Source organism: Maribellus maritimus (genome assembly GCF_022267315.1).
In the GTDB taxonomy this organism is placed as follows: domain Bacteria; phylum Bacteroidota; class Bacteroidia; order Bacteroidales; family Prolixibacteraceae; genus Draconibacterium; species Draconibacterium maritimum.
Window position 1 is genome coordinate 18,788 of record NZ_JAIKLE010000044.1, and the last position, 17,605, is coordinate 36,392.

Sequence of the window (17,605 nt, forward strand, 5' to 3'; positions counted from 1 at the left end):
TAAATATAAACTTCCAATAAGTGAAAATTACATTTTTTATAAAACCTTTTATCTGGCTTGCATTAATATGCTACGGTTTATTTTTGCCTGCAAAAGACCTTCCTGTAAAACCACTGTTACAAATTCCCCACTTTGACAAGATGGTTCATTTTGGTCTTTTTTTTATTTTTAGTCTGTTGTTATTCAGACCATTTAAAAAGCTTGGAACCAGATATTTACTTTGGGCTCCTCTTACTGCTATTTTATTAAGCGGTTTTCTGGAATCAATTCAACGAACGATTTCAGCAACCAGAAGCAGTAATATATATGATTTTATAGCAAATATGTCGGGGATTTTATTCTCGATCGTAGCTTTTCAATTTTTTATTTCCGGGAAAAAGTGGGAAAAATTTTTTTAAAGCCTCACCAAGTCTTCAAATTTGTCGATATCCTTGCTAATAGTTTCCAAAGTAGTTTTTTGATAAAAACTGGAAATTTCTCCTCTTAACTTTTCGTATTGTGCATGAACCGGACACAATGGTTTTGAAGGATCATGGGTTTTACAAGGTTCCAGACTAATTAAACAGTTGGTAAAAAATTCTTCTCCATCAACTTTTATAACAATATCCCAAAGCGTAATTTCATCTGTTTTCTTTGCAATAGCAAATCCTCCGTTTGGCCCTTTAGTTGAAACAAGTAGCTTTTGTTTTACCAGGTTCTGTAAAATCTTTCCTAAAAACGGAGAAGAAAGTCCAAGATCCTCTGAAATCTTTTTAATCCCTATTCGTTTATCATCTTCGGAAAATTTCCCCAAATATATCAATGCCCGGAGTGCATATTTACAAGTATTCGACAACATAACAATATCAGTTTTTAAATTTTGTTTAACTTCTTTAATTTACTAAACGACTGTTTTGCAAACGAGGGTTTTGCTTTTTCTTTTCCTAAAATTTTCGGGTTTAAATGTAATAAACTGTTTTTAACATTCCCATTAACAGTATCAAGGTTTTTACGTTTTTTGAAGGCAAATTCATACATTTTCATCCCAAAATCCCATTTTGAACCACTCTGGCTCATTTCTACACTTGTTTTCCGGTTGTTAAGCAGCAATTCGTGCAAAGGTATCTTTACCGGGCATACTTCGGAACATGCTCCACAAACGGTACATGCAAAACTCAGGTGATCGTAATTTTTGAAACCATTAAAGAAGGGGGAAATAATTGACCCGATTGGTCCGCTGTAAGTAGTATTATAGGTGTAGCCTCCTACATTTCGGTATATGGGGCAGGCATTTAAACATGCTCCGCAACGGATACATTTTAACGCCTGCGACTGTTCGCTGGTTTGAGCTATTTCGGTTCGGTTATTATCCAACAAAACCACAAACATCTTTTCAGGGCCGTTATTTTCGTTAGATTTTTTAGGACCTGTTAAGAGTGAATTATAAACAGTAACCTGCTGACCTGTTCCCAAAGCTGAAAGCAAGGGAAAAAACAACGGAAGATCTTTTACTGAGGGTAAAACTTTTTCAATTCCCGAAATTACAATATGTACTTTCGGAAAGGAAACTGACATCAAACCATTTCCCTCATTTTCAGTCAACGCAATACCACCAACATCAGCAACAAGAAAATTTGCACCGGTTACACCAATTTCGGCCGATGTAAACTGTTTTCTCAACTTATCCCTAACAAAAAGCGTAAGTTCTTCAGGAGTTGAATGCAGCGGTGTATCAAATTTCTCGTTAAAAAGCCGGGCAACATCTTCTTTTGATTTATGCATGGCCGGAGTTAAAATATGGTAGGGCTTTTCATCCGCCACCTGAACAATAAATTCCCCTAAATCTGTTTCAACAGGCTCAACTCCTATTTTCTCCACATTTTCGTTCAACTCTATTTCTTCCGAAATCATGGATTTACTTTTAACCAGTAAGTTTGCACCATTTTCCTTTAAAATCTGGTTTATCTCACCAATAGCTTCCTTACTGTCCCGAGCCCATAAAACTTCTATCCCATTATTTTCAGCATTCCTTTCAAATTCTTCAAGATATGTTGCCAAATTTTTTACTACATCCGACTTTATATAAGACGCCCTTTGTTTTGCCAGTTCCATATTTTTATAGCGTAGTTTTCCTTTGGCAACGGCAGCATTATATCTCGAAATATTAAAATTTATCGTCTTCCGATGTTTTTTGTCGAAAGAAATGGAGGATTCTTTCAGAAATATTTTTTTGTTTTCCGACATATTACTTTACAGGAATTTTTTTTATTCTTCTGGCATGACGCCCGCCTTCAAATTCGGCAGATAAATATGCTTCTACTATATTAATCGTTTCTTTTTCATTAACAAATCTACCGGGAATAGCACAAATATTCGCATCGTTGTGTTGTTTTGAAAGCACTGCAATTTCAACATTCCAGCACAAAGCCGAGCGAACATTCTGATATTTATTTGCTGTAATACTAATACCCTGCCCACTTCCACAAAAAGTTATACCTGTTTCATATTCGCCATTATCTATAGCTTTTCCTATTTTATGGGCAAAATCAGGATAATCACAGCTTCCGTCAGAAAAACATCCAAAATCTTTGTAGGATATTCCCTTTTCCTGCAAATATCTTATTGTTACCTGTTTTTTATCAAAACCGGCATGATCGCTTGCCAGGGCAATTGCTTTGCCTCCTAAATCTTTCATGCTGACAAATTTAATAGTTTTTGGTATTTATTTCTTTTTACTGAATTTAAATAAGGATCTAATTCTCCTTTTTTCCAGAATATAGAATGAATAAATAAAAAATATTACAAACAGTGTGTGAATCGGAAACTTTATTTTCCCGGGAAGATTGTGTGTAAAAAATGAAAGGAAAAAGATAACACCCGCAATTAAAAAGTAAAATCCTATCCGCTTTAAATTATATGGAATTGGATAATACTTCTGCCCTAAAAAATACGAAATCACCATCATTGTAAAAAAACATACAAGAACAGTAAATGCGGAGCCTTTGTAACCGTATGCGGGAATTAAAATTACATTTAAAACAATGGTTGTTACCGCACCAAAAATAGCCATATAAGCCCCAAAACGTGTTAAATCAGTAAGCTTATACCACATGGAAAGGGCAAAATAAATTCCAAAAAATAAGTTGGCCAACAGTATAAGCGGAACAACCGAAAAACCTTCTTCATAAGTAACAGGAATAATTAACTTTATGACATCTATATAAAGTGTCATTCCCAAAAAAATAAGCAAACCAAACACTACAAAATACTTCATAATGTCGGCATGAATATTTTTATCGTCTTTGCTTTCGGCCTGCGAAAAGAAAAAAGGCTCAAAAGCATACCTGAACGCCTGGATAAACATGTTCATTAAAACAGCAATTTTAACGGCTGCACCGTAAATTCCAAGCTGCTCCATCGGATTTTTACTTTCAGGCAACAAAAAGGGAATCAAAATTTTATCAATATTCTGATTTACCATACCTGCCAAACCAACAATTAAAATGGGAAAAGAATAACTCAGCATTTTCAACAAAAGTTTCCTGCTAAAATGAAAGTTAATCTTAATAATTTCGGGAAACAATAATAAAAGTGTAACCAAAGATGAAAGTAAATTCGATATAAAAACATAGCCCACTCCTATTTCGGGCGAATAAAAAATATTTAAAAATGAATCAGAATTATTTTCCAACACTTTTGGACATAACAAAAGAAAAAATAAATTAAAGGCAATGCTAAAACCAATGTTTACCAGTTTAATAGATGCAAATTTTAAAGGTCGGTTATTCAATCTGAGTCGGGCAAAAGGAATTGCGGTAAAAGCATCTATAGAAAGAATTACAGCAAACCATAAAATATATTCCGAATGATTCGGATATTGAATTAAAGCTGCAATTGTATCTTTAAATCCTACTACTAAAAGTAAAAACAATAATGAGGTAAAAAATAACGAAATAAGTGAGGTGGAATATACCTTTTCCGGTTCACTGTTTTTTGAGGCAAAACGAAAATACCCGGTTTCCATTCCGTAGGTAAGCAACACCATAAAAAATGCCACATAAGAATACAGATTGGTTACAACGCCATACTCTTCAGGTGTAAAAAGCGAAACATAAAGCGGCATCAGCCACCAGTTCAGAAACCGGCCAACAATGCTACTCATTCCGTAAATTACGGTGTCACCTGCAAGTTTTTTAAATGGATTCAAATCCTTCAAATTTTCAAACAAAGATAGTATTCATATCTATTGAAAGAAGGAAATTACTCGAACGTTTCCTTTTATATTTTATCTTTGAAAAGATTAAAATAAAAGATACAGCACATGAAAAAATCGGTTTTTCCCTTGGTACTTGTATTTAGTTTATTTGTAACCTTTTTTTCCTGCTCAAATAAACCAAAACGTTCGCGCAAGCCGGTTAGCACTATTGTTGTTCAGCCGTCAAAAAAAAATTATGTTTTTGGCGAAAAAGTATCCGTTGAAGTAAAAACAAAAGTAAAAAACGGAGAAATAGAAAATATTCAGTTATTTTATGATAATCAGTTAATTAAAGAAAGTTCAGAACTTGAATTTACTGTTCCGGGTGTTGAACTAAACGCTATGGGAAACAATAATTTCAGGGTAGTCGCCACAAAAACCGATGGTGTTAATAATTCCAGGGTAAAAAGCATTCCGGTTATTTCAGACGTTGTTCCGAAAAAATACAGTTACCAGATTATAAACAACTATCCCCATTTAAAATCTTCGTTTACTGAAGGATTGGAATTTTACAAGGGATTTTTGTATGAAGGTACAGGAAATAACGGAGAATCACATTTAATGAAAATTAATCTGGCAAACGGAAATGTGGTTCAAACTCATTCGCTTGATGAAATATATTTTGGTGAAGGAATTACAATTCTTAATGACAAAATTTATCAGCTTACCTACAAAGCGCAAAAAGGTTTTGTATATAATCTTTCCGATTTTGCACTTATCGACAGTTTTCAGTACAGTTCGCGCGAAGGATGGGGTTTAACCAACGACGGAACCAATCTTATTATGGGTAACGGCACTCATACTTTAACCTGGCTTAACCCTGAAAATTTTTCGGTGGTAAAAACTCTACAGGTTTCTGACGATAAAGGACTGGTAAATTTTATTAATGAACTGGAATACATCGACGGTAAAATTCTGGCCAATATTTATACAACCAACCGTATAATTGAAATTGACGCTGAAACAGGCAAAGTTATTCGGGAAATAAATTTAGATGGAATTATAAATATGTATACAAATCCCTCGGATACAATAGATTATATGAACGGTATTGCTTACGACAAAACAAATGACAGGTTATTTGTAACCGGAAAATACTGGCCCCGTCTTTTCGAAATAAAATTAATAGAATCAGAATAAAGTTGGTGAATCGCCGTATTTTATTCTTCCCAAATGTTTATATGCCAGTTCTGTTGCTTCCCGCCCACGGGGAGTTCTTTTTATAAATCCCTCTTTTATAAGAAAGGGTTCGTATACTTCCTCAATGGTTCCGGCATCTTCGCCCACAGCAGTTGCAATGGTAGTAATACCAACGGGTCCACCTTTAAATTTATCAATAATACTATACAAAATACGGTTATCCATTTCATCCAAACCATACTCATCGATATTTAAGGCCGATAATGCGTGTTTGGTTATCGACATATCAATTTCACCGGTTCCTTTTACCTGTGCAAAATCACGAACTCTTCGTAACAGTGAATTAACAATACGGGGAGTCCCGCGGCTTCGTGAGGCAATTTCTTTGGCAGCATCTTCTGAAATAGTAACATTTAAAATTCGGGCCGAACGTTTTACAATTTCTGTTAAAATCACAGAATCATAATATTCAAGATGTGAGTTTATCCCAAAACGGGCTCGCAACGGCGATGTCAACAAACCCGACCGTGTTGTGGCTCCAATAAGTGTAAAAGGATTCAATTCCAGCTGAATGGAACGTGCACTTGGTCCTTTATCAATCATTATATCAATCCTGAAATCTTCCATCGCAGAATATAAATACTCTTCCACAATAGGAGAAAGGCGATGAATCTCGTCTATAAAAAGCACATCTTTATCTTCGAGGTTGGTAAGTAATCCGGCCAAATCTCCGGGTTTATCCAACACTGGTCCCGATGTAATTTTAATACCTACGCCAAGTTCGTTGGCAATAATATTTGATAATGTTGTCTTTCCCAGTCCCGGCGGCCCATGTAAAAGCACATGATCCAAAGATTCATCACGCATTTTAGCCGCTTCCACAAATATTTTGAGGTTTTCAACAATTTTATTTTGTCCACTAAAATCATAAAACTGAAGCGGCCGCAATTTTTTATCCAGCTCTTTCTCACTTTCTGAAAAGTTCCCTCCCCTAATGTCAATATTTTCCTCCATTAATTTTACTGTCGCGGAAAAAATTTGTCAATAACTCCGATTAATTCATCTGACGTAAAAGGTTTCGACAAGTATTCATTCATTCCGGCATTATAACATTTGTCCCGGTCATTATCCAAAGCATTTGCCGTTAATGCTATAATTGGAATTTGTGGATTTATGCGCTCCTCTTTTTCATATTTTCTAATTGCTTTTGTTATTTCAAATCCGTCCATTTCAGGTAACATGATGTCCATTAAAATAAGATCGAATTTTTTTTCTTTTATCAGTTTTATTGCTTCACGTCCATACATTACCGCAGTTACATGATAATTATATTTTCGTAAATTAAATGTGACTACTTTTTGATTTAACAGGTTGTCTTCAACAAGAAGGATTTCCATTTCTCTGTATTTATATTAGAATAAAACAAATATAAAGATATATGTAATTAATAATATCCTGTTCACACTTGTTAATTTCTATTTTCTATTTTTTATTCTCGGAACTGTAAACTGGTTTTAATATGTTTTTAACAACCTGTTATAGGGTTAAATTGTTATACCACAAGAATATGGTTTTATTTTTTAACAAGTGTTAATTACTGTTGTTTCTGTTTTTTACCTGAAATGAACAGTTAATATTTTGTGAAAAGATTGATGCTAAAAAATAGTTAAATAAAAAGGTCGTTTTGATTAATAGATTGTATAGATAAATTTTGAAACAATACAAATATAATTTTAAAAGTTTATTTTTGTTTTTCAAATTTTTAACGTGTAGTTATTAACATTGCGGATTTTTGTAAATATTTGTGGCCAAATATTTTATATTTTATGACAGAAAATTTTAACATACTTGTTAATAAACTAAATGCTTTTAAACTGCGGTATTACTCTTACCAAATTTTAAAGGGGTTGTTTCTTGTATTGTTTATACTACTTATACTCTATGTTGTTTTTTCGATAATTGAATATAACGTTTATTTACCGGTCGAATACAGGAAAATCCTTTTTTATGGATATACGATTTTTGGTGGATTGTTGATAGTTCAGTTTGTTGGAATCCCGCTTCTGAAATTATTACACATATTAAAACCAATCGATACAAAATCTGCTTCAGTTCTTATTCAAAATAGTTTTGCTGATATTAAAGATAAGCTTCTGAATGTTATTGAGTTGGCTTCTATTTCTGACAAGCAATATTCAAATGAAATTGTTTTGGCAAGTATTGATCAGAAAATCAATGAATTAAAAATTTTTGATTTTAACGATGCTGTTCAATTTAAAAAACTACGGTTTATATTATTGTATTTTGGTGTGAGTATAATTGTTACGGCCGGAATATTTTTGGCAAACCGAAGTATATTTACAGAGTCTACGAAAAGAATAATACATTATAACACCCAGTATGTAAAACCGGCTCCCTATACTTTTCATTTATCGAATACAAGTTTACAGGCAAAAAAAGGCGATGCGTTTACGATTGCTGTCAATTGTAAAGGAGATGAATTACCTCAGCTGGTATATATCAATATAGATGGAAACAATTATCTGATGAAAAATACTGCTGCCGGTTATTTCGAATTTGAAATGGCATCGGTAATAAATCCGGTAACATTTTATTTTACGGATTTAAAATACAGTTCTGAAAAATACAATTTACAGCTTCTTCCAAAACCAGGTATTACCAGTTTTAATGTTCAAATTACTCCTCCTTCTTATACATTATTACAAAATCAGTCTTTTGATAATATTGGCGATATACAGATTCCTTCCGGTACAAATGTAGAGTGGAATTTTTCCGGTATTGATGTTGATTCGTTGTATATGGTTTTTAATGATTCGTTGAAAGTTGCAGGTAGTCGACAAAACAATTCGTTTGTTATTGAATCTAAATTTTATAAATCGACAAATTATAGTGTATTAATTAAAAATAGAATAACAGAAGCAGAGCTTGCCTTAACTTATTCAATTGATGTAATTCCGGATCTTTTTCCGGAAATAGATGTTGCACAAGTAAAAGATTCCTTTCAGGTAACCCGGTTTTTCTTTAAGGGAATAATTGGAGATGATTATGGTTTTTCTGATTTAAAGTTTCACTATAATATCGAAAATACAGATTCAGCTTTTTCTATCCCTTTTGTCCGGTCGTTAAGTGATCAGGAATTTTATTACAGTTTCGATTTTAGTACTTTAGGTGAAAAGTCGGGTATAGTGTCCTATTATTTTTCAGTAACAGATAATGATGTTTTAAACAATTATAAAACAACTACTTCCAGTAGTTTTATATTTCAATATCCAAATCAGGAAGAGATTGCTAAAACTGAAAAAGAACAATTTCTGAAATTGGAGGATATGCTGAAACAAAGTATAGAAATGGCCGGAGAAATTCAGGATGATTTGGAAAACCTGCGTTTAAAAAATATGGAAGCAAACACTTCGGATTGGGAAAAATCTCAAATGGTGAATGATATTATTTCAAAGCAAAACCGGTTGGAGCAGATGTACGATCAGATAAAGGAGAATAATGAAAATTTAAATAATTATTTGAATTCTTTTAATAAACAAAGCGACGAAATAATAGAAAAACAAAAACAAATAGAGGAATTGCTTGAAGAAGTTTTTACTGATGAACTCAAAGAATTAATGAAGGAGTTTAATAAATTGGCTGAAGAGTTTGATAGTAAGAAGCTAAATCAACTTTGGCAGCAGATGGATCTTAGTTTTGAAGATCTTCAAAAACAGATGGATAGAAACCTTGAAATGTTGCGGAAGATGAAGATAGAAGAAAAATTGCAGAAGGTAATTGATGATGTAAACCAAATGGCTGGAGAAGAGCGTCAAGTTGGTAAAGACATTTTAGAAGAAAAGAATTATGAAAGAGCGCTTGAAGAAGTAACAGAACACCAGCAGGAATTTAACCGAATAGAAAACGAGGTAAAAGATGCACTTGATTTAAATAATGAATTAACAGAGCCACTAAATTTTGATGATTTTAGCGAAGAGTTTGAAGATATTAAGCAGAGTTTTGATGAAAATAAGAATGAACTTAATAAAAGAAATAGGAAAAAATCAGGCGAAAGTTTAAAAAATACTTCTGAGAAGCTTCAGAATATGGCTTTTGGGATGCAGCAAATGCTTGCTCAGAATACCATGCAACAGAACATGGAGAATATTGAAAATTTAAAACAAATACTTAGTAACTTAATCGTTTTATCGTTTTCGCAGGAAGAGGTTTTTGATGGTTTGTCAGGAATTGATGCAAATGATCCTCGTTTGGTGGAACTAAACCATGAACAAAAAAGAATATTTGATCAAAGTAAAATCGTACGGGATTCATTGTATGCACTTGCGATGAGAACGCCGCAGATCAACAGTATGGTGAATAATGAATTACTTTCAATGGAATTAAATCTTGAAAAATCAACCAGCCAGATGGAAGAAGGTTTGTTTCCAAATGCAAAAGTAAATCAGTTGTTTGTTATTACCTCTGTAAATAACCTTGCGTTAATGCTTAATGAGGCTTTGGAAAACTTGGAGGAACAAATGGCCAATGCAATGCCTGGAGATCAACAGAATGAAAATCCTGCACAAGGTAAACCCGGAATGAATATGTTGAAGAATGCTTCCGAAAACTTAAAGCAACAGTTGGAACGTATGATAGAGCAAATGAAAAACGGAAATAAGGGAGAAATGAGTCAGCAGTTAGGCGAATCTTTGATGCAACATGAAATGATGCAACAGATGTTACGGGAACTCATGAATAATGGAAAAGTAGGAAGCGGCGCTAAGGATCAGCTTCAACAAATAGACCAACTTTTAGAGCAAAACAAAAAGGAGTTGATGAATAAAAATATAAATGCTCAAACTATTGCGAGGCAAAATCTTATAACAACACGTTTACTGGAGGCTGAAAGGGCTGAATTGGAAAGAGAATATGAGGATAAACGGGAGTCGGAAACAGCTGATGATTTTTATAGTAACCCAGCTAAGTTTTTTGAGTATAAAGAAAAAGAAAACTATTCAATAGAGTATTTGTATAAGAATTCGCATAAACTAAATAATTTCTATAATAATAAATACAAACAGTATTTAAATAATATAGACAAATAAGTGCTGACTGAAACAAACAAAATATTAGTAATAAAATCAGATAAAGACGAACTTTTTAAAGTAGAAAGGTTTATAGAACAAGTATTCGAAGAATATGAGCTCAATAAAGCGCTTTATAACCGCGTTTTATTGTGCGTGTCTGAGGCTGTAATAAATTCTATTGAGCATGGTAATAAAAACGATTCAAGAAAACCGGTAACAATTAGAATAGATTGCGACTTTAATCATATTTCAGTTAAAGTAAAGGATGAAGGGCAGGGGTTCAATTTGGATGAAGTTAAAAATCCTATTTTAACAAAGAATTTAAAAAAGGAGTCAGGTAGGGGGATTCATATTATTCGGTCACTTTCCGATTCTTTACGCTACAACAGTAAAGGAAATAGTGTTCATTTAAAAATGAAATGTAGGTGAGTAGCATACAATTTTTTTTCGAGGATGTTGATCCGGTAGAGCTAAAAAGAAGTCAATTAAAAGAATATGTTAATTCGCTTATATTGGGTGAATTAAAGAGTTTAGGAGATATTTCTGTTATTTTTTGTTCTGATAGCTATTTATTGGAGATTAATAAAAAATATTTAAATCACGACTATTATACAGATATTGTAACATTTGATTATGTAGAAGATTCTGTAATTTCGGGGGATTTATTTATCAGTTTGGATCGTGTGAAGGAAAATGCCGAAACTTTTCACAATAAATTTGTTGTAGAATTGTACAGAGTTGTTTTTCACGGTGTTTTGCATTTAGTTGGTTACAATGATAAAACAAAGGCTGAACAGTTTGAAATGAGGCAAAAGGAAAATTTTTATTTAAGTGAAGTTGATTTTAGTGGGATTGAGTTATGATACCAGAATATGATGTAATTGTTGTAGGAGGAGGACATGCTGGTTGTGAGGCAGCAGCAGCAGCAGCAAATTTGGGTTCAAAAACATTGTTAATAACAATGGACATGACAAAGTATGGTCAGATGTCCTGTAATCCTGCAATGGGAGGAATAGCAAAAGGGCAAATTGTTCGTGAAATAGATGCTTTGGGCGGTTATTCAGGAATTATTGCTGACAAATCAACCATACAGTTCAGGATGTTAAATCAATCAAAAGGTCCGGCAATGTGGAGTCCACGCTCTCAAAACGATAGGTTTAGGTTTGCTGAGTTGTGGCGTGAAACTCTTGAGTCAGTTGAAAATCTCGATTTATGGCAGGACGCAGTTGTTGGACTATTAATTAGTAATAATAAAGTTGTTGAAGGAGTTGTAACTAAAATAGGTATTAAGTTTAACGCAAAGACTGTTATACTTACCAATGGCACTTTTCTTAACGGTTTAATGCATATTGGCTCGGCTCAGATGAAAGGCGGAAGAATAGGTGAAGCAGCTTCTTATAATATTTCTGAACAACTTTTTGATGTAGGTTTTAAAACCGGGAGGTTAAAAACGGGTACACCTGTACGTATAGACGGAAGGACAATTGACTTTACAAATTTGATTGAACAGAAGGGAGATGTAAGTCATTATAAATTTTCTTATTTACCTGGTACAGAGTCGACTTTGAATCAAAGGTCTTGTTGGATTACTTACACAAACCCGGTGGTACATAGTGAGTTGGAGTTAGGCTTTGAGTTTTCACCAATGTTTGATGGTACAATACAAGGAGCAGGTCCAAGATATTGTCCAAGCATAGAATCAAAATTGGTAACCTTTTCTGAAAAAGAAAAACATCAGCTTTTTTTAGAACCTGAAGGAGAACGAACAATAGAATATTATTTAAATGGTTTTTCGTCGTCCTTACCTTGGGAAGTTCAATATAGAGCTTTACGTAAAATTTCGGGATTAGAAAAAGCAAAAATCTTTCGTCCGGGTTATGCTATCGAATATGATTATTTTGAACCTACACAATTGCATCACACGCTTGAAACCAAATTGGTGGATAATTTGTTTTTTGCTGGTCAGATAAATGGAACAACCGGTTATGAGGAAGCAGGTGCTCAGGGAATCATTGCCGGTATAAATGCTCATTTAAAATCGCATCAAAAGGGAGAAGAATTTGTTCTCAAGCGAAATGAAGCATATATTGGTGTTCTTATCGATGATTTAGTTACAAAAGGGGTGGATGAGCCCTACAGGATGTTTACCAGCCGGGCAGAGTTCAGAATTTTGCTTCGTCAGGATAATGCTGACATTCGGTTAACCGAAAAATCATATAAATTAGGATTAGCTTCTCTGGATCGGAAGAATTTGTTGGATCGAAAATTGAGCATAATTTCACAAATTATAGACTACACTAAACAATTTAGTGTTAAGCCGGTGTTTGTAAATCAGTTACTTAAGAAAAAAGGTACTACAGAATTAAAACAAGGAGTAAAATTAATTGACATAATTTTGCGTCCTCAGATTTCAATATTTGATTTGATTGAATACATTGGTCCGTTTAAAGAGTTTCTCAAAAGGGTTCCGGAGGATAGAAGACATGAAATTATAGAAGCAGCAGAAATTGCAATTAAGTATGAAGGTTACATCAACCGGGAAAAGTTGCTTGCTGAAAAATTAGATAAATTTGAAAATATAAATATTGAGGATAAATTTAATTATAGTAAATTGAAATCTATCTCAACTGAAGGTAGACAAAAATTAGAAAGAATTAATCCAAAAACTATTGGTCAGGCAAAACGTATTTCGGGAGTTTCTCCTGCTGATATAAACGTTTTACTTATTATGCTTGGTCGTTAATGTTCCACGTGAAACAAAAATCAAAATGAACCTTAAAAAAGAAATTCGAGAGATTCCAGATTTTCCAAAAGAGGGAATTAGTTTTAAAGATATTACTACACTTTTAAAAAATAAGGATGCGTTTAATACGGTTGTTGATTCGATAGTAGATGAATTTAAAGATAAGAGTATAACCAAGGTTGTAGGTTTGGAATCAAGAGGTTTTATTTTTGGTGGCGCTGTCGCTAGTAAATTGAATGCTGGTTTTGTTCCTATTCGAAAGAAAGGTAAACTTCCTGCAAAAGTTATATCTGAAACTTATGAGTTGGAATATGGTGAAGATAGTGTAGAAATACATGAAGATGCTTTGGGAATGCAAGATATTATTTTGATTCATGATGATTTGCTTGCAACAGGAGGTACAGCTTATGCTGCTTTAAACCTCGCGAAAAAAATGGGAGTTAGAAGAACTTACTTTAGTTTTGTTTGTGATTTGGAATTTATAGACACTCCAAAGAAAAAGGAAATTAAAAGTTTTGATCCGCAGATTTTGATTAAGTATTGAAATATAAAACATCAAATACGAATATTGACTATCTGAAATCCTTAATAGCGGTTTTACCTAATCGGCCCGGGATATATCAGTTTCTTGATAATGCAAATAAGATTATTTACATAGGAAAAGCAAAAAATCTTAAAAAAAGAGTATCTTCTTATTTTTCCAAAAGTCACGACCACAGAAAAACTATTTTGTTGGTTAGGAATATCGTCGATATAAAACACATGGTTGTAGAAACAGAACAGGATGCTTTACTTTTAGAAAATAATCTTATTAAAAAATATCAGCCCAGATATAATATTCGGCTTAAAGATGATAAAAGTTACCCTTGGATTTGCGTAAAAAACGAGCCATTTCCGCGGGTATTTAAAACCAGAAATTTGGTTAAGAATGGTTCTAAATATTTTGGTCCTTATACTTCAATATATACGGTTAGAACTCTTTTGGATCTTTTTAAGTCAGAATATAAATTAAGAACTTGCAATTACCAATTGAGTCAGGATAATATTAAAAATGGAAAGTTTAAAGTTTGTCTCGAATACCATATTGGTAACTGTTATGGGCCCTGCGAGGGATTTTACCCAGAAAAGAAGTATAGTGAAGGTATAAACGACATAATCAATATTTTGAAAGGAAATGTTTCCGGTGTTGTTTCCCATTTAGAAGGAATGATGGAAAAAATGTCGGAAAAATTGGATTTTGAAGAAGCTTTAAAAATTAAGGAAAAATATGAATCGTTAAAGCGTTATCAGAGCCGCTCTACTGTCGTGTCGCCTAATATTACTGATGTTGATGTGTTTTCGATTGAGGAGGATGAAAAATTTGCTTTTATCAATTATTTAAAGATTATCAAGGGGGCAATAATTCAAACTTTTACACTTGAGATAAAAAAAGGCCTGGATGAATCTTCTAAAGATCTGTTATTAGCTGGAATTGTAGATATTAGGCAAAAAATATTCAGTAATGCCAGAGAAATTTTAGTTCCATATAAGCTGAATGATATTCTGGATGACGTGAAATTTGTTATACCAAAAAGGGGGGAGAAAAAGAGTTTGTTGGAATTGTCTCAACGCAATGCAAAATATTATCGATTAGAGAAGGATAAACAAACATTTTTAAAAAATCCTAAGGTACGGGAAGAACGTATTTTGACTACGATACAGAAGGATTTGCAATTATCAGAGCTTCCGAAAAGGATAGAATGCTTTGATAATAGTAATTTACTGGGATCCTACCCAGTAGCCGCTTGCGTGGTTTTTGTAAATGCAAAACCGTATAAAAAGGATTATCGGCATTTCAATATAAAAACAGTGGAAGGGCCAAATGATTTTGCATCCATGGAGGAGGTCGTTTACAGAAGGTATAAAAGACAAATAGAAGAAGGGAATGAATTACCGCAGTTGGTTGTTATAGACGGAGGTAAAGGTCAGTTGAGCTCGGCTGTTTTGGCACTTGATAAGCTGCATTTAAGAGGAAAAATTACAATTATTGGTATTGCTAAACGACTGGAAGAAATTTATTTTCCCGGTGATTCAGTACCTATTTATATCAATAAAAATTCTGAAACATTAAAGGTTATTCAATATTTGCGTGATGAAGCTCACAGGTTTGGAATTACATTTCATAGAAATAAGAGATCAAGTGATTTTATTACATCCGAGTTAAATTCAATTGTTGGAATAGGCGAAAAAACAGCTCGAAAATTACTAAAAGATTTTAAATCTGTTAAGCATATAAAAAAATTGGAAAAGAGACAGTTGGAAGAGTCCGTCGGGAAAGCAAAAGCAGCAATTATTTATCATCATTTTAACAAATGAGTAAGGGACGCGTGTTATTAGGGATGAGCGGTGGTGTGGATAGCTCTGTTGCAGCTATGATGTTGCAGAAAGATGGTTATGAAGTAGTTGGTTTGACATTTATTTTTTCAGAATTGAAAGAACAAAATGAATTTGCCGTTAAGGAAGCGCAGAAACTTGCCCAAGAAATTGGAATAGAACATTTTGTTTGTGACCTTCGATCCGAATTTACAAAACTGATTGTCAATTATTTTACTCAGGAATATCAGAAGGGTAGAACTCCTTTTCCCTGTGCAATATGTAATCCTGAACTTAAGTTTAAGAATTTGTTGAAGAATGCTGAAATCTACCACTGTAATTATATCGCGACCGGACACTACGCAAGAATAAAAAAACATAAGGGAAAACAATATATTTTTGAGGGTACAGATACTGAAAAAGATCAGTCTTTCTTTTTGTGGGGACTTGATAAAGAAGTTTTAAATAAGCTTATTTTACCGCTTGGCGCTCTCAATAAAATGCAAACCAGAGAGTATGCAAATACGCTGGGATTTAGTTGTTTATCACAAAAGAAGGATAGTTTAGGCATCTGTTTTATAGAAGAAAACAATTATAGAAAATTTTTGAAGTCAAAATGCATCGAGTTCAAACGTGGTTATTTTGTCGACAAAGAAGGAAGAGTATTGGGGAGGCACTCCGGGATATTAAATTATACAATAGGGCAGCGAAGAGGACTTGGTATTAGTGCGAATAAGCCTATGTTTGTTTCTGGTATTTCGGCCACCACTAATGAAATTGTTCTTTCTGATTATGAAGATTTGTACAAAAACAAGATACTTGTAAGTAATATGAAATGCGTTGATATTCAGGAGTTTGACAAGGATAAAGTTTTCATTGTAAGAATTAGGTATAGGCTGCAGAATACTCCGTGTAAGATAAACATTCTTCATAAAGACCAGGCAATAGTTTATTTGTTGGAGCCGGTTGCAATGGTGGCAAACGGACAGACTGCGGTATTTTATGATGGAAATAGACTGGTTGGAGGCGGTTTTATTGAAAGTTCCGAGTAGTTAAAAAGCAGGACGATATTTGTCGTCTGATTCCAATAGTCCTAAATAGCTTATAAATCTTGAAGACGCAACTTCACCCTGTTCTACTGCTTGCTTAACAACACATCCAGGTTCGTGCGTGTGAGAGCAGTTGTTATATTGGCACTTTTCTGATAATTTAAATATCTCAGGGAAATAGTGTGATATTTCCCACGGCTCCATATCAAGCATACCAAATCCTTTAATTCCTGGAGTATCAATGATGTATCCTCCAAAAGCTAATTTGTAGAGGGTGGAGTATGTAGTAGTGTGTTTGCCGGTTTTGTGAACATCGGAAATTTGCTTTGTTTTTATATTTAAATCCGGCTGAATAAGGTTTATTAATGTTGATTTACCTACACCACTATGGCCATTAATTACATTGGTTTTATTTGCGATTGCTAGTTTTAATTCATCAATTCCTACCCTATTTTGAGCTGACGTTGCCAAACACTTATAGCCAATATTTTCGTAGATTCTTATATATTCCTTTAACTCTGTAGTCTGTTTTTCATCATATCTGTCTGTTTTGTTAAAAACAAGGAGTACAGGAATTCGGTAAGCTTCTGCCGACGCCAAATATCTGTCGATGAAGGTAGTGGTTGTTACCGGGTAATTTATAGTAACAATTAGAATGGCCTGATCTATATTGGCCGCAATAATATGCGATTGTTTGGAGAGGTTTGGAGATCGGCGAACAATGTAATTTTTTCGCTCGGAAATCGCAGTTATTAAACCAATATTTTTTGCATTATTTTCTGATGAGTTTGGAAGAATCTTAAAATCAACAAAATCTCCAACGGCAACAGGATTGGTACTTTTTATTCCTTTGATACGAAAATTTCCTTTGATTTTACAATCGAAAAGTTCACCACTTTTCGATTCTACTGTATACCAGCTTCCTGTTGATTTTATTACTAATCCTTTCTCCAAAATCTCAATATATTTATTAATACAAAATTAGCCATATTCGTTAAAA

16 protein-coding genes are annotated in these 17,605 nt (G+C 33.5%); 9 read left to right on the plus strand and 7 right to left on the minus strand.

Annotated elements, in window-relative coordinates:
- The first annotated feature begins 20 nt into the window (after positions 1–20).
- Positions 21–398: a VanZ family protein gene (locus K5G00_RS25135; protein WP_238769268.1), complete on the plus strand. Its 378-nt coding sequence runs from the start codon at positions 21–23 to the stop codon at positions 396–398.
- Here the strand turns inward: K5G00_RS25135 and K5G00_RS25140 are convergent.
- From K5G00_RS25140 to K5G00_RS25155, 4 genes are read right to left on the minus strand one after another with little or no spacing between them, the layout of a single operon-like run.
- Positions 395–838 (minus strand): RrF2 family transcriptional regulator, encoded by a 444-nt coding sequence (locus K5G00_RS25140; protein ID WP_238769269.1) that lies wholly within the window; start codon positions 836–838, stop codon positions 395–397. The two genes, K5G00_RS25135 and K5G00_RS25140, sit on opposite strands and share 4 nt — an antisense overlap.
- A gap of 14 nt (positions 839–852) precedes the next feature.
- Positions 853–2,223, minus strand: a complete 1,371-nt coding sequence (locus K5G00_RS25145) for a lactate utilization protein B (protein WP_238769270.1) — start codon at positions 2,221–2,223, stop codon at positions 853–855.
- A gap of 1 nt (position 2,224) precedes the next feature.
- Positions 2,225–2,674 (minus strand): RpiB/LacA/LacB family sugar-phosphate isomerase, encoded by a 450-nt coding sequence (locus tag K5G00_RS25150; RefSeq protein ID WP_238769271.1) that lies wholly within the window; start codon positions 2,672–2,674, stop codon positions 2,225–2,227.
- 27 nt (positions 2,675–2,701) lie between these two features.
- On the minus strand, positions 2,702–4,186 hold the full coding sequence (locus tag K5G00_RS25155) for a lipopolysaccharide biosynthesis protein (protein ID WP_238769272.1): 1,485 nt from the start codon (positions 4,184–4,186) through the stop codon (positions 2,702–2,704).
- 114 nt (positions 4,187–4,300) lie between these two features.
- On the opposite strand from K5G00_RS25155, the gene K5G00_RS25160 reads away from it, so the two are divergent.
- Positions 4,301–5,374: a glutaminyl-peptide cyclotransferase gene (locus K5G00_RS25160; RefSeq protein ID WP_238769273.1), complete on the plus strand. Its 1,074-nt coding sequence runs from the start codon at positions 4,301–4,303 to the stop codon at positions 5,372–5,374.
- On the opposite strand, the gene ruvB is transcribed toward K5G00_RS25160, so the two are convergent.
- Together ruvB and K5G00_RS25170 are read right to left on the minus strand one after the other, a co-directional pair.
- Positions 5,366–6,388 (minus strand): Holliday junction branch migration DNA helicase RuvB, encoded by a 1,023-nt coding sequence (gene ruvB, locus K5G00_RS25165; protein WP_238769274.1) that lies wholly within the window; start codon positions 6,386–6,388, stop codon positions 5,366–5,368. The genes K5G00_RS25160 and ruvB overlap by 9 nt on opposite strands.
- Positions 6,389–6,393: 5 nt before the next feature.
- Complete coding sequence (locus K5G00_RS25170; protein WP_238769275.1) at positions 6,394–6,771, minus strand: response regulator; 378 nt, start codon at positions 6,769–6,771, stop codon at positions 6,394–6,396.
- Between the two features lie 429 nt (positions 6,772–7,200).
- Between K5G00_RS25170 and K5G00_RS25175 the strand changes: the two genes are divergently transcribed.
- The 7 genes from K5G00_RS25175 to mnmA are packed head-to-tail and all read left to right on the plus strand — an operon-like array spanning position 7,201 to position 16,608.
- The gene (locus K5G00_RS25175; protein WP_238769276.1) at positions 7,201–10,479 is read left to right on the plus strand and encodes a DUF4175 family protein; all 3,279 of its coding nucleotides are present in this window, start codon (positions 7,201–7,203) and stop codon (positions 10,477–10,479) included.
- Positions 10,480–10,890, plus strand: coding sequence for an ATP-binding protein (locus tag K5G00_RS25180; RefSeq protein ID WP_238769277.1), 411 nt, complete (start codon positions 10,480–10,482; stop codon positions 10,888–10,890).
- Entirely contained in the window at positions 10,887–11,324 is a 438-nt protein-coding gene (gene ybeY / locus K5G00_RS25185) for an rRNA maturation RNase YbeY (protein ID WP_238769278.1), read from the plus strand. Before K5G00_RS25180 ends, ybeY begins: the two co-directional genes overlap by 4 nt.
- Positions 11,321–13,204 (plus strand): tRNA uridine-5-carboxymethylaminomethyl(34) synthesis enzyme MnmG, encoded by a 1,884-nt coding sequence (gene mnmG / locus K5G00_RS25190; protein WP_238769279.1) that lies wholly within the window; start codon positions 11,321–11,323, stop codon positions 13,202–13,204. The genes ybeY and mnmG overlap by 4 nt, the downstream gene beginning before the upstream one ends.
- A gap of 25 nt (positions 13,205–13,229) precedes the next feature.
- On the plus strand, positions 13,230–13,748 hold the full coding sequence (locus K5G00_RS25195) for an adenine phosphoribosyltransferase (RefSeq protein ID WP_238769280.1): 519 nt from the start codon (positions 13,230–13,232) through the stop codon (positions 13,746–13,748).
- A complete protein-coding gene (gene uvrC, locus K5G00_RS25200; protein ID WP_238769281.1) occupies positions 13,745–15,559 on the plus strand; it encodes an excinuclease ABC subunit UvrC in 1,815 nt (604 codons plus the stop codon). The genes K5G00_RS25195 and uvrC overlap by 4 nt, the downstream gene beginning before the upstream one ends.
- Positions 15,556–16,608, plus strand: coding sequence for a tRNA 2-thiouridine(34) synthase MnmA (gene mnmA, locus K5G00_RS25205; RefSeq protein WP_238769282.1), 1,053 nt, complete (start codon positions 15,556–15,558; stop codon positions 16,606–16,608). The genes uvrC and mnmA overlap by 4 nt, the downstream gene beginning before the upstream one ends.
- Here the strand turns inward: mnmA and rsgA are convergent, their stop codons facing one another.
- Positions 16,609–17,559, minus strand: coding sequence for a ribosome small subunit-dependent GTPase A (gene rsgA, locus K5G00_RS25210; protein ID WP_238769283.1), 951 nt, complete (start codon positions 17,557–17,559; stop codon positions 16,609–16,611).
- Positions 17,560–17,605: the final 46 nt, after the last annotated feature.

Excerpts from the sequence above, each read along its gene's own strand:
- K5G00_RS25150 (WP_238769271.1), bottom strand. The coding sequence starts at position 2,674 with ATGAAAGATTTAGGAGGCAAAGCAATTGCCCTGGCAAGCGATCATGCC.
- K5G00_RS25170 (WP_238769275.1), bottom strand. The coding sequence starts at position 6,771 with ATGGAAATCCTTCTTGTTGAAGACAACCTGTTAAATCAAAAAGTAGTC.
- K5G00_RS25195 (WP_238769280.1), top strand. The coding sequence starts at position 13,230 with ATGAACCTTAAAAAAGAAATTCGAGAGATTCCAGATTTTCCAAAAGAG.
- K5G00_RS25145 (WP_238769270.1), bottom strand. The coding sequence starts at position 2,223 with ATGTCGGAAAACAAAAAAATATTTCTGAAAGAATCCTCCATTTCTTTC.
- K5G00_RS25160 (WP_238769273.1), top strand. The coding sequence starts at position 4,301 with ATGAAAAAATCGGTTTTTCCCTTGGTACTTGTATTTAGTTTATTTGTA.
- K5G00_RS25140 (WP_238769269.1), bottom strand. The coding sequence starts at position 838 with ATGTTGTCGAATACTTGTAAATATGCACTCCGGGCATTGATATATTTG.
- K5G00_RS25175 (WP_238769276.1), top strand. The coding sequence starts at position 7,201 with ATGACAGAAAATTTTAACATACTTGTTAATAAACTAAATGCTTTTAAA.
- mnmA (WP_238769282.1), top strand. The coding sequence starts at position 15,556 with ATGAGTAAGGGACGCGTGTTATTAGGGATGAGCGGTGGTGTGGATAGC.
- mnmG (WP_238769279.1), top strand. The coding sequence starts at position 11,321 with ATGATACCAGAATATGATGTAATTGTTGTAGGAGGAGGACATGCTGGT.
- ruvB (WP_238769274.1), bottom strand. The coding sequence starts at position 6,388 with ATGGAGGAAAATATTGACATTAGGGGAGGGAACTTTTCAGAAAGTGAG.